The 21707-nt window shown below is 53.3% G+C and carries 18 protein-coding genes; 12 read left to right on the top strand and 6 right to left on the bottom strand.

The window, feature by feature from the left end; translation table 11 throughout:
• The first annotated feature begins 282 nt into the window (after positions 1-282).
• The 3 genes from L2731_RS02210 (at position 283) to L2731_RS02200 (ending at position 2873) form a co-directional block, all read left to right on the top strand.
• The gene (locus L2731_RS02210; RefSeq protein WP_239852675.1) at positions 283-1035 is read left to right on the top strand and encodes a tetratricopeptide repeat protein; all 753 of its coding nucleotides are present in this window, start codon (positions 283-285) and stop codon (positions 1033-1035) included.
• Between the two features lie 80 nt (positions 1036-1115).
• The gene (locus L2731_RS02205; RefSeq protein WP_239852676.1) at positions 1116-1937 is read left to right on the top strand and encodes a tetratricopeptide repeat protein; all 822 of its coding nucleotides are present in this window, start codon (positions 1116-1118) and stop codon (positions 1935-1937) included.
• An 84-nt stretch (positions 1938-2021) separates the two neighbouring features.
• Positions 2022-2873, top strand: a complete 852-nt coding sequence (locus L2731_RS02200; protein ID WP_249251658.1) for a tetratricopeptide repeat protein — start codon at positions 2022-2024, stop codon at positions 2871-2873.
• A gap of 56 nt (positions 2874-2929) precedes the next feature.
• On the opposite strand, the gene L2731_RS02195 is transcribed toward L2731_RS02200, so the two are convergent.
• From L2731_RS02195 to metB, 5 genes are all read right to left on the bottom strand, one after another.
• Positions 2930-3244, bottom strand: coding sequence for a hypothetical protein (locus tag L2731_RS02195; protein ID WP_249251657.1), 315 nt, complete (start codon positions 3242-3244; stop codon positions 2930-2932).
• 89 nt (positions 3245-3333) lie between these two features.
• Positions 3334-3564: a cysteine-rich CWC family protein gene (locus tag L2731_RS02190; RefSeq protein WP_249251655.1), complete on the bottom strand. Its 231-nt coding sequence runs from the start codon at positions 3562-3564 to the stop codon at positions 3334-3336.
• Positions 3565-3891: 327 nt separating this feature from the next.
• Positions 3892-4782, bottom strand: a complete 891-nt coding sequence (gene metF, locus L2731_RS02185; RefSeq protein ID WP_249251654.1) for a methylenetetrahydrofolate reductase — start codon at positions 4780-4782, stop codon at positions 3892-3894.
• A gap of 272 nt (positions 4783-5054) precedes the next feature.
• Entirely contained in the window at positions 5055-7448 is a 2394-nt protein-coding gene (locus tag L2731_RS02180; RefSeq protein WP_249251653.1) for a bifunctional aspartate kinase/homoserine dehydrogenase II, read from the bottom strand.
• A gap of 19 nt (positions 7449-7467) precedes the next feature.
• Complete coding sequence (gene metB / locus L2731_RS02175; RefSeq protein ID WP_239852682.1) at positions 7468-8634, bottom strand: cystathionine gamma-synthase; 1167 nt, start codon at positions 8632-8634, stop codon at positions 7468-7470.
• 224 nt (positions 8635-8858) lie between these two features.
• Here metB and metJ point away from each other — a divergent pair, with 224 nt between their 5' ends.
• Both metJ and L2731_RS02165 read left to right on the top strand, forming a co-directional pair.
• On the top strand, positions 8859-9173 hold the full coding sequence (gene metJ, locus L2731_RS02170; RefSeq protein WP_011864325.1) for a met regulon transcriptional regulator MetJ: 315 nt from the start codon (positions 8859-8861) through the stop codon (positions 9171-9173).
• 78 nt (positions 9174-9251) lie between these two features.
• On the top strand, positions 9252-9992 hold the full coding sequence (locus tag L2731_RS02165; RefSeq protein WP_249251652.1) for a sulfite exporter TauE/SafE family protein: 741 nt from the start codon (positions 9252-9254) through the stop codon (positions 9990-9992).
• Between the two features lie 67 nt (positions 9993-10059).
• On the opposite strand, the gene L2731_RS02160 is transcribed toward L2731_RS02165, so the two are convergent.
• Positions 10060-11256 (bottom strand): conjugal transfer protein TraF, encoded by a 1197-nt coding sequence (locus L2731_RS02160; protein WP_239852684.1) that lies wholly within the window; start codon positions 11254-11256, stop codon positions 10060-10062.
• 509 nt (positions 11257-11765) lie between these two features.
• Between L2731_RS02160 and L2731_RS02155 the strand changes: the two genes are divergently transcribed.
• The 7 genes from L2731_RS02155 to L2731_RS02125 form a co-directional block, all read left to right on the top strand.
• Positions 11766-12095, top strand: coding sequence for a c-type cytochrome (locus L2731_RS02155; protein ID WP_249251651.1), 330 nt, complete (start codon positions 11766-11768; stop codon positions 12093-12095).
• A 62-nt stretch (positions 12096-12157) separates the two neighbouring features.
• Entirely contained in the window at positions 12158-13870 is a 1713-nt protein-coding gene (locus L2731_RS02150) for a DUF3373 domain-containing protein (protein ID WP_249251650.1), read from the top strand.
• A 44-nt stretch (positions 13871-13914) separates the two neighbouring features.
• On the top strand, positions 13915-15321 hold the full coding sequence (locus tag L2731_RS02145) for a tetrathionate reductase family octaheme c-type cytochrome (RefSeq protein WP_249251649.1): 1407 nt from the start codon (positions 13915-13917) through the stop codon (positions 15319-15321).
• 386 nt (positions 15322-15707) lie between these two features.
• Positions 15708-17360: an ABC transporter transmembrane domain-containing protein gene (locus L2731_RS02140; RefSeq protein ID WP_249251648.1), complete on the top strand. Its 1653-nt coding sequence runs from the start codon at positions 15708-15710 to the stop codon at positions 17358-17360.
• Entirely contained in the window at positions 17360-19459 is a 2100-nt protein-coding gene (locus L2731_RS02135; RefSeq protein ID WP_249251647.1) for a peptidase domain-containing ABC transporter, read from the top strand. Before L2731_RS02140 ends, L2731_RS02135 begins: the two co-directional genes overlap by 1 nt.
• Positions 19452-20777 (top strand): HlyD family type I secretion periplasmic adaptor subunit, encoded by a 1326-nt coding sequence (locus L2731_RS02130; protein ID WP_239852698.1) that lies wholly within the window; start codon positions 19452-19454, stop codon positions 20775-20777. The genes L2731_RS02135 and L2731_RS02130 overlap by 8 nt, the downstream gene beginning before the upstream one ends.
• 9 nt (positions 20778-20786) lie before the next feature.
• Positions 20787-21707, top strand: a 921-nt coding sequence (locus L2731_RS02125) for a hypothetical protein (protein ID WP_249251645.1), incomplete at its 3' end; no start/stop codon positions are given.

The following is a 21707-nucleotide window of genomic DNA, read 5'->3' as shown; positions in this document are numbered from 1 at the left end:
TCTTCACACCAATCTGATCAATGCGTCTAAACAGGCCGAATGACCAGCATGAGTAAAACATGTCTCAATATGGCCTAAAACTATCTGCGGCAGAATCAAGCAAGAAGTCGTCTTAGACCACCGTAAACATTAGCACTTTAGTACTATGGCACTCATTATTAGTTACTGATAGTAATAGTTATTAACATTTTACTAAAGGATATTGGCATGCAGCGAATCGTGAATAAGCTTTTGTTAGTAGCAGCTTTGCTCGCGATAGCCCCTCTTTGCAATGCAACTCAGTTGACCCCTTGTAAATCGGCAGAATGTGAGGCCTATTTTGATGCTTACACCATCTTGACTAAGCGCGGTCATTCCAGTGCCATGGCAACACTCGGTGAACTCTACTACTCAGGTTATGGCACGGAAAAAGACCTAGATAAGGCCTTTAAATGGTTTAGACGCGCCGCCAAATTTGGCCATACCACGGCACAATATAAAGCTGGGATCATGTACTTGCAAACGACTGCACACCAAGATATCGATAAAGGGATCGCTTTGTTAAAACGCAGCGCCAAGGCAACTTTCTCCCCCAGCGCGCTGGCATTAGGCAAGATCTACCTACAAAACAAATTGATCCCAACCGATCTCGCCGAAACAGACAGATGGCTCACTCTCGCTTATAAGCTTAACAACTTAGAGGCAATGAAATTTGCCAAGACCCTTCGAGAGTCGCCTGACACCACCACACTCCCCCTAACTAAGCTGTTTGCACTCGTCGATGCCGAAAAACCCGTCGCAAAAGACAGTAAATCTACGATGGAAGAGATGGAGGTGATACTGGTTGAGGCTCCTGACTATGCCGCCTACTTCGACGAAGAGATCGCACTACTTAATCAGAGTCGTCCCGACACGGCAAAAGGGACAGGTTCAAGCATTGCCGGACGAACCTGCTTAGATATCTGGGCCTGTAGCAGCGAGGGGGACAGTGAGCGCATTCGTGACCTTCAGTTATCGGACTGGGGTAACATCGCATTAGCCTTAAATTTTAGGTAATTTCATTTCAACGAGTGGTACTTCTAGCCTCCTCTGGCGAGAAGGGTTGAATTTTGTCAACACAATCAAGGAAAGAGATGATGAAAAAGACACTCAAATCACTCACAGTTGGACTGGGCCTATTAGCTGTTAGCGCTCAAGGTTATGCCGCTGGGCTCCCAGAGTGCGACACCGCAGAATGCCAGGAGTATTTCAAGGCCTATACCATTTTAACCAAACGAGGCCATTCGGACGCCATGGCAACGCTTGGTGAACTCTACTATGCAGGTTATGGCACAGAAAAAGATTTAGAACAGGCCTTCAAATGGTTTAGGCGCGCAGCTAAGTTTGGCAATACCACAGCCCAGTATAAGGCGGGGATCATGTATCTTCAAGATACAGAAGATCAAGATATAGACAAAGGCATCACACTGCTAAAACGCAGTAGCAAAATAGGCTTCTCTCCTAGCGCCTTCGTGCTAGGCAAGATCTATCTCGGTAACGAGCTGGTTAAACAAGACCTTGCCGAAGCCGATCACTGGCTCGCCAAGGCCTATGAGCTCAACAACCAAGAGGCGCAGAAATTTGCCAGACAGCTCAAGGCATCGACAAAGGGCCAGGCAATCGACATGCCGACACTCTACGCCCTAATTGATCGGCAAGCCAGCAATAAACCAGGCAGCACCGCACCTGTCGGTGAGATGGAAACCATCACGGTGACGGCGCCTGATTTTACCCAGTTCTTCAACGATGAGATAGCCCGTCTCAACAACACTCGTCCAGATACAGAAAAAGGCACAGGCTCCAACATTGCCGGTAGAACCTGTGCCGAAATGTGGGCATGTAGCTCAGAGGGAGACGGTGAGCGTGTTCGCGACTTCCTGCTATCCGACTGGGGGAAAGTGGCACTCAGTTTTCGATAACATAAGCCTCAACAACCCTACTTTAAGTCGATTGACGCTTAAAGTAGGGTTGATGCACATAAACCATCATAAATAGGAAATATAATGAAAAGGATGATCAAAGCACTCTCAATCGGCTTAAGCTTTTGGGCTATCACATCAAGCAGTTATGCCTCAGGGTTACCTGAGTGTGACTCGGCCGAATGTAAGGAGTATTTCAAGGCGTATACCATATTGACCAAACGGGGTCACTCTGACGCCATGGCGACACTTGGAGAGCTCTACTACGCAGGTTACGGCACCAAGAAGAACAACAAGAAGGCGCTAAAGTGGTTTAGACGCGCGGCCAAGTTTGGCAACACAACAGCGCAGTACAAGGCTGCCGTCATGTATCTGCAAGAGACCGACTATCAAGATGTTGATAAGGCTATCTCCCTATTAGAACGCAGCCTAAGAGTCGATTTTTCGCCTAGCGCCTTGATATTGGGGAAAGTCTATCTTAATGATAATCTAGTAAAACAAAATCTTACCGAAGCAGACAAATGGCTGTCTAAGGCATACGAGCTAAACAACGTCTCGGCTAAAGACTTTGCCAAAAAACTAAAAAATTCAGAACTGGCTAAGACTCTGTCATTACCTAAGTTATATGCCATGGTCGAGGCCGATATGAATGCCAAGCCAGGTAGCGGTGCACCTGTGGGCGAAATGGAAACCATTACCGTAACTGCTCCCGACTATAACCGCTACTTCGACGATGAGATCGCCCGTCTCAACAACAGTCGTCCAGATACAGAGTCAGGCACAGGCTCTAACATTGCCGGACGCACCTGCGCCGAGATGTGGGCTTGCAGTAGTGAGGGAGACGGCGAACGTATAAGAGACGTAATGCTATCCGACTGGGGAAGAGAAACTCTTGCCTTTAGACTCGAAGGACCCAACTACTTCCCAAGCCGTTAGAGGATAAAATAAAAAAAGAGGCGATTTCGCCTCTTTTTTTCATAACAGATTGTACTTTATAGAGTGTCGAAATCGACCCGATAGGCCAGCGCATCACAACGCAAAAACTCGGCACAATCATTATTGAGCTTATGATCGACACACTCCATGACCACTATGCCGTTAGCCCCCCGCTTCTGTGCCTGATACTTAAGGTTACCAATCAACAATGACTCGGTCGGCTTCGGCTGACTGTTACGAGTACGACAAAAAGATGACGAGACCTTTCCCAGAGACTCCGCCTTATAACGACCAATTTCGGCCATACTGTACTCTTCCACCTTATAGGTCTTAAGTGCTTCCTCTGGTGCCGGAGAAATATTTGTCGTCATATTTAAATTACTACATCCCCCGAGCACAAGCAGGCCTATGAGTATAGTGGCGGTTTTTTTCATAAATATTCATCCTTAAATAATTAACATTAATCGACTCGCTTAACCCCCAACTTAACCTCTAGCCTAAGCGCCTCGGCGCAGGCCTGGCAGATACAAACATCAGGGGCTATGGCCTTTGGTAATTGGGCCTTAGATAATTGGGCTTTAGACGGAAACTCCTGATGATGACACCAACAGGTGTCGCTCTCCCGCTGAGCCGCCAAGGCACAATGATTAGGCTGATGACACAGAGGGCAGTGACTCGCATTCGCGTGCATAAAAACCATAGAAACTGAGAGTTAGCCATTAACGTTAACACTCTGTCTCGAACGGGACAATAGGAGGAGCATTGCAACTGGTCGCCAGAGCTAAAAGCCAGCGTTAATACTCTAATGAGTTGATGTTCAATTGCATTAATGTTCAATTGAATTGAGGTTTAATTGAATAGTGAGCCAATGGCTTGCTTCGCGACACACAAAAGCAACAACTGCCGCTCGGCCAGCTCCAATGGGTGTAAAATCCAATACCGACAAGGATCAGCCGTGGCAGTAAAAAGCCCCACCTATCGGGCGGGGCTAAGCCTCTATCCTGGCATGTAAAATGCGCTATTTACCGGGCCTTACCCCGAGTGTGTGGCAGATGGCATAGGTCAGTTCGGCGCGGTTCAGTGTGTAGAAATGGAAGTCTTTTACCCCTTCGCGAGACAACACCTTGACCATGTCGATGGCCACGTTGGCCCCTACCATCTGGCGAGTCGACGGGTCATCGTCTAGCCCTTCAAACTGCTTATGCAGCCAGCTGGGAATAGACACATTGGTCATGCCGGCGAAGCGTTTGAGCTGAGTAAAGTTAGTCACAGGCAGGATACCCGGAACTATCTCCACATCGATACCGGCGGCGACGCAGCGGTCTCTGAATCTCAGGTAAGATTCCACATCGAAGAAGAACTGGGTAATGGCGCGGTTGGCTCCGGCGTCTATCTTCTTCTTAAGATTAATCAGATCAGCCTGGGCATTAGGCGCGTCAGGGTGTACCTCGGGATAGGCCGCCACAGATATATCGAAATCGGCCACTGATTTCAGCAGGCGTACCAGGTCGTTGGCGAAACGGGTCGGCTTAGGGCTGCCCGCAGGCAGATCGCCACGCAGCGCGACGATATCGCGTATGCCCGAGTTCCAGTAGTGCTTCGCCAGCTCAACCAGCTCTTCATCACTGGCATCGACCAGGGTCAGATGGGGCGCGGCCACAAGATCTGTCTCCTTCTGGATGCGCTCGATCACCCCGTGGGTACGATCGCGCACGCCCGAGTTGGCACCATAGGTTACCGAGACAAACTTGGGATGCAGCGGCTCTAGGCGTCTGATGGAGTTCCACAAGATGGTTTCCATCTCGGGGGTCGCCGGTGGGAAAAACTCGAATGACACATTGATATCACCATTAAGCTCAGACAAGCTTTGGTTCAATGAATTGGCGTGTTGTGCGTGATGAAAAGCCATCTTAATTCCCTCAGACCTAGAACAAGAAACATTTAGACGTTTGGACGTCTATATGTCCATATACTAGAGAAACTCAGAGTGATGTCAAGCCTAAAAATTGCCTCATTAAGAAACAATTTGTTTATATGATAGACACTGAGTAGGGCGGCAGGCACAGAGACGCCTGTCTCACAGAGTTAACCCGGCGAAACCCACTAATAAGAATAGAAAAAAAGAAGAGAGAAAGGCGTGAATAGCGGGTCGATGCGCGACATGCACATCGACCCATAAGATTATTCTTGCAGGAGATCCCGGCAGATCTGCGCCAGATCAGACTGCACCGCCGCCGCCGTCACCTCGCGCCCGGCGCCCGGACCACGGATAATCAACGGATTGTCCTGGTAGAAATCGCTGCGGATCACGAAGACATTATCGCCCGGTGTCAGGTTGGCGTAAGGATGGCTGTTATCTACCCACTGGATCCCCACCTTGGCCTTAAGTTGCCCCTGGTCCGAATCCAATGAAGCCACATATCTGAGCACCTTATTCTGCTCGGCCGCGGCCTGATACTGCTGCAACATCTCGCCGTCGAGCTCCGCCATACGCGCGAGGAAATCATCCAACGGGATCTCGGCCATATGCTTCGGCACCAGAGACTCCAGCTCGATATCATCCAGCTCTATGTCGTAGCCTATCTCGCGGGCCAAAATCAGCAACTTACGCTGCATGTCCCGACCGGAGAGATCGTCGCGGGGATCTGGCTCGGTGATCCCCAGTCCCTTGGCTTCCAACACCAGCTCGGAGAAGGGTTTCTTGGCATCATAATGCTCAAACAGCCAGCAAAGGGTGCCAGAAAAAATACCGCCGACGGCCTCTATACTATCACCGCTGTTATGCAGATCGTTCAGCGCGTGTTGCACAGGTAATCCTGCGCCGCAGCTGGCGTTGTAGCGCCAGAAGAGACGACGATTGCCCAGTTGCTGTTTTAGCTCCTGGTAAAAGGCCAGCGGCCCAGAACCCGCCAGCTTGTTAGCGCTGACGATATGGATACCGCGGGCAAAGAATTCGGGGTACTGCAGGGTGAGATCGGCGCTGGCGCTGATGTCCAGGGCGATCAACTCATCGCAATTTAGCGCCTGCAACTGCTCGAACAGATGGGAGTACTGCCAAGCCGTGCCCCGCTCCTCGAACGCCTGTTGCCAGCTGTTAAGATCGATATCAGTCTCGCTGAGCAGGGCCTTCTTCGAACTCAGCAGTCCCACCAACTCGACGCTGACCTCCAGCTCCTTATTGAGCACGGGACGGGCACGCTTGAAGAGATCGATCCAGGCTTCGCCTATGTTGCCTATGCCCAGCAACAGCACACCGATACGCTTACGCGGACCGGCGCAGCGTCTATGCACCTTCTGGGTCAACAGGTTCACCTGCGCCTTTGGCACCAGGGTCACCAGACTCAGGCCATCGTTACACAGAGGATGGGCCTCACGGCTCAGCAGGCGCGAGAAGCCGCGGCGATAGAGGCTGGCATCGGCGCTCACCAGAGCCACCAGGCCGAGATCGTCACGAAGCTGTAACTCGTCTATGCCCAGCTCGCTGCGTTTGGCCTCGAAGATGGCCTGGGCCTGCTTCTGATTTTCATGGGTAAAGGCCAGCTCGGCACGGCCATGAGCCAGCGACCAATAGGCCAGCGGCGTCAGGCCGGCCTGGGCAAAACAGGCCAGCAGCTGCGGCAGCTCGACCCCTATGGTCAGGCTAAACAGGCTGACGCTGGAGAGGCTAGTCACCACTGGGGCGCTGGCCGAAGAGCTCTTAGGGGCGATCAGGGTAAAGTCTGTATGGGGTGCGTAGCTTGAACGCACCGCCAGGCTCACTTCGGTATCGAATAGCGGCTGCAGAGTGCGATTATGCAGCACCGGAGAACCAAGGTGCGCCAGGCGGTTCGCCTCGGTGAGCGACATGCTCTTGAGCAACTTGGCATCGTTGATTCGGTTAGGGTCGGCGTTAAACACCCCCTCAACATCTGTCCAGATGGTGACACGTTCGATATCGGCCAGGCTGGCTAGCAAGGTGGCACTAAAATCTGAGCCGTTACGGCCGAGCAATAGGGTATCTCCCTGCTCGTTGGCGCAGATAAAGCCAGTGATCACCAGACGCTCCTGAGGATGGGCCTCGAGCAGCGCCTGCACCTTCTGGCGCGACTCGCCAAGGCGGATCTGCGGCACGGCGCCTTCATCGGCGACCAGGAGGGTGCGGGCATCGACATCAAGCGCCGCCACGCCAGACTCACGCAGCAGCGCCGCCAGCAGACGCGAAGACCAGCGCTCGCCGAAACTCACCACCTGGTTACGTTGATAGTCGTTAAGTTCATCGAGCGACAACAGGCTGCTAAGTTGCGACTTGTCGGTAGCCAGGCGCTCTCTCAGGCTACGGGCCTGCTCGTTGGAGAGCAGCTGCTCGATCAGATTCTGCTGGTAACTCACCAGCACCTGTAACTCTTCCTGCCACAGCTGATCTGTGTCGCACAGCTCCAGCAGGCGATATAGGAAATTGGTGCTCTTGCCCGCGGCCGACACCACGATAAGATCATCGCTGTGGCCATGGGTCAGTAAAATGTGGGCGACGCGGCGGTAACAATCTGCATCCGCTAAACTAGAACCACCAAACTTATGCAAATGACATCGTGTCATTATCTGCTCCTCAAACCCTTTAACTACTTACCGCGATAGCCGCTTCTAAACCCGCAAGAATATCTGCCACCAGATCCTCGCCATCTTCTATGCCCACTGACAAACGGATCAGGGTATCTTTCACGCCCGCCTCGCGGCGTGCCTCTGGGTCCATGGCTCTATGGGTCATGGTCGCGGGCACCGCCACCAGACTCTCAACGCCTCCCAGACTCTCGGCTACCGAGAAGTATTGTAACGCATCTAAAAAGGCAACGAGTGCCGATTCGCCACCTTTTAGCTCAAAACTCAGCATAGCGCCGAAGCCCTTCTGCTGTCTGGCCGCAATTTCATGGCCAGGATGCTCGGCAAGCCCCGGATAATACACTTTTTCCACCGCCTTGTGGTCACAAAGCAGTGCCAATACCTTCTGAGCGTTGGCTTGGTGTTCACGAATGCGCACCGCCAGGGTTCTCAGCCCCCTCAGAGTCAGGTAACTGTCGAAGGCCGACCCGGTGAGACCTAGGGTGTTCGACCACCAGTGCAGTAGCTCACCCACCTCAGGGTCTTTCGCCACCACGGCGCCGCCCACCACATCGCTATGGCCATTGATATATTTAGTGGTCGAGTGCACCACAATGTCGGCCCCCAGCAGCAGTGGCTGTTGTAAAACGGGAGAGAGGAAGGTGTTGTCCACCACCACCTGAGCGTCCACCTTGTGGCTCGCCTGGGCGATGGCCTGAATATCCACCACTCTCAGCAGCGGGTTAGAGGGGGTCTCCAGCCACACCATCTTAGGAGACTGGGTCAGTGCCTGCTCAAGCGCACGCTCGTCGGTTTGATCCACCACCAGGAGCCTAAAGGCACCCTTCTTGGCCAAATTGGTGAAGAGTCGATAGCTGCCGCCATAGCAATCGTGAGGCACCACCAGTAGATCCTCCGGCCCAAGCAGGCTGGTCACCAGTGTGATGGCCGCCATGCCGGTGCAGGTCACCACGCCGGTCGCCCCTTGTTCCAGCTCGGCAATCGCCTCCCCCAGAATAGAACGGGTCGGGTTGCCGGAACGGCTGTAATCGAAATCCCGCGGCTGCTGATGCCCTTCAAACGAGTAGTTTGTCGACAGATAGATAGGCGGCACCACGGCACCGTGCTGAGTGTCTGACTCTATGCCTCGTCGTACGGCGGCGGTGGCTAGTTTACGCGCTGTCATCTTCAACTCCTCAATATGGATCTGGGCAGGCATCTTAGACAAAAGAGATGTCTGGACGTCTAAATGTACCTAAGCAGATAGTGAGCGTCAACAACTTTTAGACGTTTAGACGTCCAAACATTTAGAAATCTATTTGCATTTACCAAAAATTCGAGGCAATAATTTGACTGTAATTTGTAAGGGTTTAAAATCTGCACCGAATTTTAGAATTTACAGGTGAGTCAATGACTGAGTGGAATGGCGATTATATCAGCCCCTATGCTGAACATGGTAAGAAGAATGAGCAGGTAAAGAAGATCACTGTCTCTATTCCTCTAAAGGTGCTTAAGGTGTTAACCGACGAGCGCACCCGGCGCCAGGTCAACAACTTGCGTCACGCCACTAACAGCGAGCTGCTGTGCGAGGCTTTCCTGCACGCCTACACCGGTCAACCACTCCCCCAAGACGATGACCTGTCTAAAGACAAGCCAGATAGCATCCCAGCCGAAGTCAAACGTCTGATGACAGAGATGGGCATAGAGTGGGAAGAGATGGAGTAATCCACTCACACACGAATCGATAGAGGGATCGCTAGGCGGTCCCTCTTTTAGTTTTCAACCTTAGCCTGGAACATTGCAGTGCCTGCACTTCCGCTCGATCCTCATATTCTGGCGCTAGCCTCGCTTATCGTCTTCGTCGGCGCCCTCACCCAGAGCCTGATCGGTTTCGGCATGGCGGTCGTCGCCGCACCGCTGCTCTATCTTATCGAGCCGTCACTGGTGCCGGGCCCCGTCATTCTGATGGGCTTCTCTATCGCTATGCTGACCCTGCTGCGCGAGCGTGGCGCCCTGGAATTCAACGGCCTACAGTATGCCTTGCTGGGACGCATCCCCGGCGGCTTCATCGGTGCAGGCCTGCTATTGGTCGCGCCTCAAGCCGTGCTGGGAATGACCATCGCCATCATCGTGGCCATCGCCGTACTGCTCAGCCTGCTGCGGCTCAACCTGGTGGTTAACCGTCGCAGCCTGTTTATCGCCGGGGTGATCTCCGGCATCTTCGGCAACATCGCCGCCATCGGCGGACCGCCGCTGGCCATACTGCTCTCGGGCAAAGATGCTAAGCAGTTTCGCGCGGCCCTATCGGCCTTCTTCATCTTCAGCTCCACTATCGCTATAGTGATTCTGGGACTCACCGGTCTGCTGACCCTGCATCACTTCTACTGCTCGGCGCTGCTGCTTCCCTCAGTGCTGCTCGGTTACCTGGTGGCCAATCGCCTGGTGGGGCGCATAGACAAGAACAAGACCCGCCTCATGACCCTGGTGCTCTGTAGTCTGAGCGCCATCCTGCTGGCCGCCAAGTCCTTAAGCGCCCTGCTGTAACTCCTCTAGGATAAAGAGAAGGCCGACATTACAGCCGGCCTTCTTGTTTCAGCTAAAAAACCTATCCCTAGAAATGATAGGAGGTCTGAATCACCCCGCCCACGGCGTCATCTGTGCCCACCAGACCGGTGAGATCCAGATTAAAGGAGCGGCCTATGGTAAAGCCTGTGCCCAGGGTATAGAGGTTGCTGCTGGTATCTTTCATATCGTGGCGATAGCCGACACGCAATGCCAGCCAATCGGTCGCCCGCATCTCGCCGCCCAGACGCCAGTATTGAGTTTCACCTATCTCATCGAAACGTTTATGACTATTGAGATCCACATCTGTGGTCAGGCTGAAATTGTCCCAGTCATAGGCAACACCTAAGGTATATAAGGCCTCGACCCGATAGGTAAACTGACGTCCCAAAGCCTCCACGGTATCAACTTTCTGACTCACCAGATTGCGGCCAGACAAGCCCAGAGTCATACCATCCATGGGCTGAATGGCAACGCCAATATCCAAGTTTGCCACGGTATCATCGTTGCGATACTTACTGTCATCAAAATCATCGGCATCGAAGTTGTTGGCACTCACCACATAGTTATAGGTATCGATACGCTGCAGCTTGGGGGAAATACCGACGGCCACCGGCATGTTCACAATCGACAGCGGGAAGCTCAAGGCAACCCCGATCTCTGAAATAGCCCCGGCAACCACGGCTCCTTGAGAGTCGAGATCTGTCACCTGAGGCGGGTTGTTGGGATCCAAATCGGTCAGGGTATCGATATCACTCTCCTCGATCACCGCCACACTCACCGCATCGATATAGGTCTTATAAAAAATAGACATGGGCATACGCTTGGTTGGCAAGACCACAGAAAACCCCAGGCCCACGCTGGCATAGGCATTTTCACCATCGAGGGATCTAAGATCGGCAACCAGCATGTCGCGATAATTGGTAATGCCCGCCACATCACTGGCATTGATGGCCGCCTCTAGGCCGTCATAGGAGTCCTGCAGGGCATCGAACTTGTCGGTCAGGTTATCGACATCTGCAACCTCGGCACCGAGTACGGGCAACATCACCGCGCCGCCGGAATACTTGGGCGCATGAATGGCTAATAAGGCGGGGTTGATAAAGGCGGCACCTTCACGGTTAGAGGCTGCCACCCCGGTTCCGCCCATGGCATCACTACGAGCCTCGTTGTAGAGAGAAGCGGCAGACGCCAGAGAGGCACTACCAGACAATAACACCGCGATGACCAAGCTAAGGTATTTCATCTTATTCACCCTGTTCATTATTTTTGTTCTCGCTCAGGAAGCTACCCGAGTCGTCTTTAAAGATAGACTAAGACGACAAAAAAGTGCTCTCCAAACCTGAGGTTTAAACACTTTTTTTCAAATTATTTAGTCGCCCCTACCCACACATATAAATCCTGTCGATTCGGTAGGCGCCCCTCCCCCCTAAACCGGCGCCTATGCAATACAAACACAGCCAAGAATACCCATTTAGAGATAGCTTAAGTAATAAAATGTGATCTAACTAGGTACTTTTATAGCGATTACAGGAACACCGCACGCCAACCGCAAGAACATAAAATTATTAAATTTCAACATATTACAAAATATTCATTAGATTTATATCCATGATATTTTTATCAATTAGATTTTTTTCATGAAAGTGATCAACATCAAGTTTACAACTACTCCCTTTTGGTAAATTTTCCAACAAGAAACAAGCATTTTGTTTCAGGTTAATAAATCGCTCAGAGTAGCGATTAAGGAAAATGATGATGAAAAACGTTGCCAAAATAGCTACATGCTTACTCCTCGCCTTCACAGTTGGCGGACAAGCCTACGCCGTCGACGGTGGTAACCCTAAGAAAGGGAAACACCTGTATAAAAAAGAATGCAAAGCCTGCCACAGCAAGGGCGATGCCGCCGGTGAACTGACCCCTATGAGCAAGACCATGAGCCAATGGGATCGTTACTTCAAACGTGACATGCATAAAGTAAAGCCGGAAGTCTTCGAGAAGCTCTCTGAAAAGGATCGTTTAGACATCCAACAGTTCCTCTATGACCATGCGGCCGACTCAGATCAGCCACAGACATGCGGTTAACCACGGACTTGTTATCGGTGCGCTCGTCAACAACCCCAACGAGCGCATAAGGAGAGATTCACATGCGTACTCTACTATCCATACTCATCGCAAATGCACTCGCCATCTCTGGCTCAGCCTATGCCGCCGATAGTGATGCACAAAAACTAGCCGAGCTTAAACAACAGCTTGCCGATCTCACCGAAGAGATTGAAGACATCAACAGTCGTGTTGACAAAAACGAACGTCATAGTGCGCTCGATAGAATTCAACTCACTGGAGATTTCCGTACCAAGGCCCATTCATTGCACTATCAAAATGTCACCTGGAACCCTGCAATCAAGGTAGACTTCAATGATTTTGGTGCAAAAGCCATGTCTGGTGCCTTTGGTATGCCCAACGATCCCGCCTCCCCCTTGGGACAGATGATGCAGGCCAACCCGGATCTGGCCGCCGCCTTCCAGAGTGGTATGCTGCAAGGCGTGATGCCCTACGTCTTGGCGCCCAAGACCACTCAGGACATCAACAACGACATCTTCTACACCACACGCCTGAGACTAAACCTCAAGGCCAAGGTATGGGATAACGTCAACTTCGCCGGTCGTCTCAGTATGTATAAAAACTGGGGAGACTCTACCGGCGTGCAGGTGTTCGATTCCTGGCGTTCATTCACCATGGATGGCACCAACAGTGGTAACACCAGCGGTGACTGGCTCCGCGTAGAACGCGCCTACTTCGACTGGAAAAACATTGGTGGTTCAAAAACCTACCTATCTATCGGTCGCCGTCCTTCAACCTATGGCCCACCAACCCAATACCGTGAAAATGAGATGCGTGGCGGCACGCCATCGGGCCATCTGGTTAACTTCAACTTCGATGGTCTGACACTGGGCTACAAACTGGGCGAGATCACTGGTATCGACGGTCAAGTGGTGCGTTTCTGTTATGGCCAGGGCTTCGAGTCACAGTGGGGCAACGGTGAGATGTTTGGCGATATCGTCACCAAAGACACCCACCTGGGCGGCTTTAACATAGATGCCATCAACGACGGCAACCACTTCCTGCAAATCACCCTGTTTGGCGCCAAAGATATCAACGACGGCTTCAAGGGCACCATGGCCTTCCCGACACAGCTGGCCGGCATCTTCGCACCGACCATGTACCAAGACATGCAGAAGTTCAGCAACTTCAACTTCCAGACCCGAGTACAGCCTAGCGGCGTGATCGGCGACATGTACCTGGGTGGCATAGGCTACGCCTACGAGAGCGATGAAGACTTCAAGGCCTTCGCCTCATTCGGCTGGACCCGCGCCGAAGGCAACGGTAACGCCGGTATGTTTGGTGGCATGCTCAGTGATGCGGTCTTCGAGGCACAACTCAACGCCGACGGCAGCGAGATCATCATGATGCCTAGCGCCGCCGACGAAGCCGACACCAAAGATGGTTACGGTATCTATGTGGGTATTCAGGTTCCCGCGCCATACGGCAAGTTCGGTCTGGAATACAACTATGGTTCCAAGTACTGGACCCCATTTACTCAGGCCCAGGACGACCCTATCGGCAGCAAGCTGGCCACACGCGGTCATGTCGCCGAAGCCTACTATATGTTTGATATCAACCCTAGGATGTTTATCAAGCTCGCCGGTCTCTATTACGACTACGAATATACCGGCAGTGGCACTCCAGTGGGCGCACCGCAAAAAGTGGATGACGTGATCAATGGTTCTGCTTTCTCCATGTTGCCTGTGGTCGATACCGCCTATGACCTCAACGCCTCACTCGTCGTCAACTTCTAATTAAAATATCTCCCCCGGCTGCGGCCGGGGGTAGGGAATGCACCATGAAACACTCACTTTCTCTCACGGCGATGTTTGCCGCCGGAGTTTTCGGCCTGGCCAGCCTCAATGCCGTCGCCGATAACCCCCATAAGGAAGCCATTCAAGGCCCCTTTACCCAGGGCTCTCAAGTGACCGAACAGTGTATCGAATGTCATGAAGATCACGCCAAAGACTTCATGAAGTCGTCTCACTGGACCTGGGAACTGGAACAGAAGCTCCCCGGCCGCACGGTAAAACGCGGTAAGAAAAACGCCATCAACAACTTCTGTACCTCGATTGCGGGTAACGAGCCCAGATGTACCAGTTGTCACGCTGGCTACGGCTGGAAAGACAACAGCTTCGACTTTAGCGACATGACCAAGGTCGACTGTCTGGTTTGTCACGACACCACAGGTACCTATATCAAGGATCCCGCCGGTGCCGGCGAGGCCCTGGCCAAGGTCAACCTGGAGCGCGTGGCACAGAATGTCGGCATGCCGGTACGTGACAACTGCGGTACCTGCCACTTCTATGGTGGTGGCGGCGACGCGGTCAAGCATGGGGATCTCGACTCCTCTATGGCCTATCCCGACAAGGCGACCGACATACACATGGATACCGACGGCAATGACTTCCAGTGCCAGACCTGTCACACCACAGAGCAGCACCAGATCACGGGTAATGCCATGGGCGTATCGCCAGGCGGCGACAACGATATTGGCTGTGAAAACTGCCACGATAGCGCGCCACACGCCAACAAGCGTCTCAACACCCACACCGCCAGCGTCGCCTGTCAGACCTGTCATATTCCTTTCTTCGCCCGCAACGAACCCACTAAGATGAGCTGGGATTGGTCTACCGCCGGTAGCGATCAAGAGGAGACTGTCGACGAGTATGGCAAGCACACCTTCATGAAGAAGAAAGGCAGCTTCGTCTGGGGCAAGATGGTTAAGCCGGAATACGCCTGGTACAACGGCAAGGCCGATGCCTACATGGTGGGTGACAAGATGGATCCGACTAAGGTCACGAAGCTCACCACGCCACTAGGTGATATCGCTGACAAGACTGCCAAGATCTACCCATTCAAGGTACATCGCGGCAAGCAGATCTACGACAAGAAGCAGAACATCTTCGTGACCGCCAAGGTCTATGGCAAGGGTGGTTACTGGAAAGAGTTCGACTGGGATAAGGCCGCCAAGCTCGGCATGGAGGCTAACCAGGCACTGGCCCAGCAAGGCATTAAGTACAGTGGCGAGCATGGTTTTGCCGAAACCGAGATGTGGTGGCGTATCAACCACATGGTTTCACCAAAAGATCAGGCGCTCAAATGTAACGACTGCCACAACAAGGGCACACGTTTAGACTGGCAAGCCTTAGGCTACGACGGCGATCCAATGAAGAACAAGAAAGGCCCTAAACACGCTAAATAGTTTTCCCATCGTCATCTCCCTGCAGCAAAGAGGTCTGGTTCGCCAGACCTCTTTTTTTAGCCCTCACCTTAATTTCACCTTATCCATAGAGAATAGGAGCTCCTAATCCACTTCAACGCAAGTAGAACCCTTACTCAATCACGGGTAACTAAAATGGAACCAAGTATTAGATGGGTTAGTTTATTTACATCCAAGTGAACCTAAATGCATCAACGCGACGTACACCTGTTAAGCAAAGGTAAAAGTTGGCTTGAGTTGAGAGAAAAACAGTAACAAGAGTAGAAATTTGTCTTATATCTAAAATGAAAACAAGCTGCTAGCTTTGGTTATAGCAACTTTGAACTACACTCTTGTTTAATCACTAATTATTCCAAGGGACAACATAGATGGTTAAAACCTTTCGTTTGCTCGCACAGAATCAATCGTTCAACGAACTGCTCCTGGCCTCTGTGTTTATCAATCTGCTTTCACTCGCCCTGCCTTTCACCATGTTACAGATCTACGATCGTATCCTGCCCAACGAGGCGCATGGTACAGCAACGGTTCTTGTAATTGGAGTTGCCATCGCCATCCTGCTGGAGCTGATACTCAGATACGCCCGCAGCTGGCTACTCGGCGCCTCGGCGGCCAACTATGAACTGCACACCATCACCCGGGTGGTTAAACGCCTGCTCAATGCCGATTATCATCACATAGAAAACTTAGGGACAGGCAAGATCTCCCACGGCATTCACAGCATAGCGGCGATGCGCGACATCTATTCTGGACAAGCCGCCGTCGCACTGATGGATTTTCCTTTCGTGGTTATCTTCCTTGCTTTAGTCGCCTACATAGGTGGACCTCTGGTATTTATCCCCCTACTGGTCTGGCTAATCGCTGGCATAAGAGTATGGCAACTCGGACAGAAGCTCTCTCTCGCCACCAAGGAACTGAGTCTGAGTCAGGATGAACGTACCCGTCTGTTGATGCTGGTGCTCTCCGGTCTCACCACCACCAAGGCAATGGCGCTTGAGTCCCGCATGACCTACGCCTATAAGAAGATCAATCATCAACGTCTGGCTCAGCAAGAGGAGGTCGACTGGTTGTCGGCGAAACTTCAGGAACTGATCCAGGGCACCGCCCAGGCCACCACCCTGTGCCTGGTAATGATTGGCTGTTTTGAGGTACTTAACGGTAACCTGACCACAGGTGGCTTGGCGGCCTGTTCCATCCTGGCTGGTCGCGCCGTCGCTCCCTTAAGCGCCATCGGCAGCCTGAGGGCCAAATATGTCAGTGCCAAGGAGGCGATGGATCAGGTCAATGCTTTGATCGCAACGCCTCAGGAAACCTTTAACGGCCAGACCCGCTATCAAGAAAAGCTGCCCCTAGGCCCTATCCGTTTGGAGAGTATCTGCGCCGAAAAGACCAGCGCCCAGCTCGACAACATCAGCCTCACCATACCCGCAGGCAGCATCGCCACCGTTACCTCCAACCCCATGACACATGCCAGCCTGCTACTGAGCACCATAGGCGCCTTTCACCAGCTAGATAGCGGGCAGATAGCCATCGCGGGTGTGCCGCAGCAGGATCACGACGACTTCGAGTACCGTCAGTCTATCTGCTACGTCCCTCCCTGGGCCAGCCTCTTCAGCGGTACCATCTTAGAGAATATGACGCTGTTTCGTCGCGAGCGTGAGGCGAGTGCCATGGTGATCGCCGACCAACTCGGCCTATCAGCCACCCTAGCGCAGCTGCCGGCAGGTTATCAGACCCAGGTTGGCAGCAATGAAAACCAGGTGCTCAACAAGGGGGCTATCAAGCTGATCGCCTTGGTGCGAGCCCTGGCACAATCCCCATCTATCCTGTTGCTGGACGAGCCCATGGTTTCACTAGATGCCGACTCTCAGAGCCGTCTGCTGCAGGTGTTAGCCGAGCGGCGCGGGCAGATGACGGTTGTCATCGCCTCCTATTTTGACGAGGTAGCAGCACTGAGTGACATGCAGATCGCTCTCGGCGAGCAGGGCGAGCTAGTCAGCCAAGTTCAAGGAGGAGAGCACTAATGAAGCAGCCCCTGGATCCGATACATCTACCTAAGTCACTGCTGATCGACCTGTTCCATCAGCTAGGCCTTAGCGTGCAGGCCAGCAACATCGACAAGAGCGATCTCAACGACAGGCTAACCCACCTAGAAGCCTATGTTTTGCTGAAGAAACATCATGTGGGAATAAAAGTACAGGCACTAGACACTAACCTCTTGGTCCACAGCGTCTACCCCTTCATCTTGCTGCCACAGGATGACGAGCCTATGGTAGCGCGGCGCAGTAATCACAGTTTTCAATACTTAAGCCAAGATAATCAATGGCTCGCACTCGACAAACTGCCGAGCGTCGGCCATGTGTTTCTGGTCGAGAGTCTACCGGCCCAGAGCCGAAACAGCAGCGTCTTTGCCTCCCATCTAGCTAAGCTCAGGCCTTGGTATCACCCCATCTTCTGGCTGAGCCTGCTCTCCAGTCTCGGCGGATTGGCCATCCCCCTCTTTACCATGGCGGTGTACGACAGAGTCATCGGTGGTCAGGCGCCGCAGATCCTGCCAAGCATCGCCCTAGGGGCTGCACTAGCCCTGGGGATATTTGTCGCCAGTAGGCTGCTTAGAGCACAGGCTTTGGCCAATGTCAGCAATCGTTTCGCCAGGGATCTTTCTGGCATCACCTTCAATCGTCTGCTGAGTATGCCCCTTGGCCTACTCTCGCGTGTAGGACTCTCCAGTCATCTAGCTCGGATGCGCAACGCCGAGAAGGTGCGCAGTCTAGTGGCTGGCCCTGGCGGCGCTGGCCTCATCGATCTGCCCTTTACCCTCATCGCTCTGGTCGCCATCACTCTATTGAGTGGTTTTCTGGTGTTGGTGCCGCTGGCCATGTTGCTGATCTTCTACCTGGTGATGAAGGCGCTGGACAGGTTTACCCAGGCCGCCGCACCCACCATCAGCGGCGAGTATCAGAACAGCCTCAACGAACTCTCGACTCATCTGCTACCACTAAAGAGTGCAGGCGAGAGCGGCGCCTGGTACGAGCAATTTATGCGCCGCGCCCGGGAAAATTGCCGGCAGAACTTTCTCTACAGCAAGCGCGCGGGACTCAACGCAGCGGTGGCTCATGCCATGGGGCTGTTTACCGCTCTCGCCACAGTATTTACCGGCATCTTCCTGGTGCTCAACCAGAGCATCACCCCAGGGGCACTAATCGCCTGCGTGATGCTAATCTGGCGGATCACAGGGCCAGCGCAACTGGCTTTCGCCTCGCGACAAAAATTTACACTACTCAAGGGAGCGATCGACCAATTCGATCGTTTCATGGCGGTCACAACAGAGTTCAATGAACTCAGACTCGACTCACCGGACCTTAACAAAGCACCAACGCTCTCCTTCAAACACGTCACCCTTAGATACAGCGGCGACAGTGAGCCAGCACTTTCAGGCGTCACACTCGATATAGAAGCAGGCGAAACGGTGGCCATCATAGGCCCTAACGGTAGCGGCAAGACCTCGCTGCTACTCGCCACCATAGGGGTTATCGAGCCCCAGGCCGGTTTCGTCACCGTCAATGGCAAGAACCTGAAGCAGTTCGACCCTGAGATCTTCCGTCAGTGGGCCGCCTACAGCCCCACCAACAGCGAGCTCTTACCCGGCACCCTGGCGGACAACCTGCGCCTGGCCAAGCCAGAGGCCAGCGACGAAGAGCTTAAGCAGGCTATTACCGATGCCGGCGGCGCCTCGCTGCTGCAGGCGCTGAAACAGAACATAGATGCCAACCTCTTCTCCCGCGGCACCAGCATGTTCTCTGCGGTAGAGAGCAGCTATATCAGCCTGGCAAGAGCCCTGTTGAAAGGCTCCCCCCTGCTGGTGATGGATGAACCGATAGCCAATCGAAACCCTTTTGCCAGACAGGCCTTTATCAAGACCCTGAGAAACCTCAAGGGCAAAACCACAATCCTATTCACCACACATGACCATTCGCTCATTCAGCAGGCGGACAAGGTGGTGATCCTCGACAAGGGCACAGTAGTCTACGCAGGTCCGCTGCCTAACCAAGACGGTGTGACGACACAAAGTGCAACCAATCAGGACCCAACCCCCAGCATGGAGGCCTCACAAAATGAATGATAACAAACTCACTCAGCAATCCTGGCCTGAACACGAATTTACCGAGGCCGTCGAGGCGCCCGCCGAGAAACGCGCCATTCGTCGCATCACCTTCTTTATCGCCACGGCCGTCTTCATTCTGCTGATTTGGTCTATCTTCACCAACATAGAAGAGATAGCCAAGGCCAAAGGCCAGGTGGTGCCACTGGGACACAGGCAGGTGATCCAGAGCCAGACCGGCGGTACCCTGGCATCGATCGCCGTCGCCGAGGGAGACCTAGTCAAGAAGGGTGACCTGATCGCCAACTTTGTCGCCACCGACAGCCAGGCTCTCAAAGAGGAGCTTCAAAGCAAGCAGGCCAACCTGGAGCTGAAGATAGAGAGATACAATGCCTTCCTCGAAGAGCGAGAAGCAGACTTCGAAGCCTATCAGCTTGCCTTTCCCGCCCTAGTGGCCCAGCACATCAATGCCCTGGCACGTATGAATCAGGAGAAACAGGCAATTATCGCCCTGTCCGAATCTGACGTGGCTAAGTCTGAGGCAGAGTTGGCCAGTGTCGAGCAGGAAATCACCCCGCTCAAAGATCAGATCCGCTCGGTGGAACAAACCCTCAAGATGATGAACTCGGTCAAGGAGCAACAGGCAGTCTCTAAGCTCAGGATGATGGAATCACAACAAAAACTTGATTCCTATATCCGAGAACTCAAAGTCTTGGAGGGACGTAGTAGCGTACTGAAACGCAATATCGACAATCAAGAGAAACAGCTGGCCCAGAAGCAGGCAAGCCTCTTCAACGAGGTAGGCGAGAAACGCACCGACGCCCAGGCAGAGCTGCTGGGCATCATAGCGAGACTCAAATCCTCTGACTCCCAGGTGCAACAGAACCGGGTTACCTCGCCGGTGGATGGCATCATTCAATCTATCCCCAACAACTCGGCGGGTAGCGTGATCCAACCGGGCGGTACAGTCGCAGTAATCGTCCCCACCACTCCAACAGCGCTACTGGAGGCCAAGCTGTCCCCTAGAGACATAGGCTTCGTCACCGTCGGACAGAAAGCTCGCATCAAGATAGATGCCTTCGATTACAGCCGCTATGGCGCCATTGATGGGCTGGTGAAGAAGATCTCCCCCAGCACAGACGCAGACGAGAAGGGCGGCGTCTTCTACAAGGTACAGATCGCCATCGACAAACCTTACTTCGGCGACCAACCCGATAAGCTGGCGTTGATTCCCGGCATGACTGGGGAAGCCGACATAGTGACAGGCGACAAAACTGTCTTCCAATACCTGTGGAAACCCGTATTTACCAATGTGACCGAAGCCTTTGGTGAACGTTAGGAGAACGCCATGAGCCAAGATAAGCGCCCCAACAAGCCGCCTCAAGACGAATCTAGTCAGGCTAGGAATCAGGCTAAGCCGCAAACCAATTCGCAGCCAGCGAGCGAGCAGGAGCAGTTAACAGAGGCTCAGCGACGTGAACGCGAGGCGAAACGTCTCGCCAGGGCGCAAGACAAGGCGGTCGAGCAGCTCAAGGCCGAAGAGTACCGGGACGGCAAGACATCGAGCCGATTTAATCAAGATCTGGTGGCGGAGAAGCCTTGGCACACTGCCGCCAGCGCAGGCGCAGAGCCAGAGCCAATACCAGAACCAGAGTCAGAGCCAGAGCAACTAGACGCAGATCTGGCAAATAGTGCAGTTCTGGGCCCAATGGTTCAGGGCGATCAGACACCAAGCTCAACAGAATTAGACGATAAGATAACGTCAGCGGCGCAGCCACAGGAAAACCCATCTCAAGAGCTTCAGTCACAAAAAGCGCTGGCACAAGAAACTCAAACGTCAGAAGCACAAGCAAATGCGGCGCAGCCGCAAAACAAACTGGCCCACCGCGCGGCGCAGACCACGGGAATAGAGGAGTTTAGCGGCTTCGAAAAAGGCACAGCACAGCCCCCAAGTCTGACGCCCCTCGCCCATGCACTCACCTCAAGCGGCACCCTGCCCGCCTTTCAGGTGACCCTAACCACCAACGAGACGCCAACTCACAAGCCACAACTACCGAACACGGGCTCGACACAGCTTCCAAGCACACAGCAAACAGGCACTCAGCATCCAACAACTGACCGCCCCACTACCGACCCACAGGTCTCGCTGACAGGCACTGGCACTGGCACTGGCACTGGCACTGGCACTGGCACTGGCACTGGCACTGGCACTGGCACTGGCACTGGCACTGGCACTGGCACTGGCACTGGCACTGGCACTGGCACTGGC

Origin of the sequence: Shewanella aquimarina (assembly GCF_023349185.1) — a bacterium.
In the GTDB taxonomy this organism is placed as follows: domain Bacteria; phylum Pseudomonadota; class Gammaproteobacteria; order Enterobacterales; family Shewanellaceae; genus Shewanella; species Shewanella aquimarina.
This window is presented reverse-complemented; position numbering and strand designations above follow the sequence as displayed.

Coding starts and splice junctions, on each gene's coding strand:
- L2731_RS02205 (WP_239852676.1), top strand. CDS start 1,116: ATGAAAAAGACACTCAAATCACTCACAGTTGGACTGGGCCTATTAGCT.
- L2731_RS02180 (WP_249251653.1), bottom strand. CDS start 7,448: ATGACACGATGTCATTTGCATAAGTTTGGTGGTTCTAGTTTAGCGGAT.
- L2731_RS02145 (WP_249251649.1), top strand. CDS start 13,915: ATGAAACACTCACTTTCTCTCACGGCGATGTTTGCCGCCGGAGTTTTC.
- L2731_RS02150 (WP_249251650.1), top strand. CDS start 12,158: ATGCGTACTCTACTATCCATACTCATCGCAAATGCACTCGCCATCTCT.
- metF (WP_249251654.1), bottom strand. CDS start 4,782: ATGGCTTTTCATCACGCACAACACGCCAATTCATTGAACCAAAGCTTG.
- L2731_RS02190 (WP_249251655.1), bottom strand. CDS start 3,564: ATGCACGCGAATGCGAGTCACTGCCCTCTGTGTCATCAGCCTAATCAT.
- L2731_RS02135 (WP_249251647.1), top strand. CDS start 17,360: ATGAAGCAGCCCCTGGATCCGATACATCTACCTAAGTCACTGCTGATC.
- metB (WP_239852682.1), bottom strand. CDS start 8,634: ATGACAGCGCGTAAACTAGCCACCGCCGCCGTACGACGAGGCATAGAG.
- L2731_RS02140 (WP_249251648.1), top strand. CDS start 15,708: ATGGTTAAAACCTTTCGTTTGCTCGCACAGAATCAATCGTTCAACGAA.
- L2731_RS02155 (WP_249251651.1), top strand. CDS start 11,766: ATGATGAAAAACGTTGCCAAAATAGCTACATGCTTACTCCTCGCCTTC.
- metJ (WP_011864325.1), top strand. CDS start 8,859: ATGACTGAGTGGAATGGCGATTATATCAGCCCCTATGCTGAACATGGT.
- L2731_RS02195 (WP_249251657.1), bottom strand. CDS start 3,244: ATGACGACAAATATTTCTCCGGCACCAGAGGAAGCACTTAAGACCTAT.
- L2731_RS02160 (WP_239852684.1), bottom strand. CDS start 11,256: ATGAAATACCTTAGCTTGGTCATCGCGGTGTTATTGTCTGGTAGTGCC.
- L2731_RS02200 (WP_249251658.1), top strand. CDS start 2,022: ATGAAAAGGATGATCAAAGCACTCTCAATCGGCTTAAGCTTTTGGGCT.
- L2731_RS02130 (WP_239852698.1), top strand. CDS start 19,452: ATGAATGATAACAAACTCACTCAGCAATCCTGGCCTGAACACGAATTT.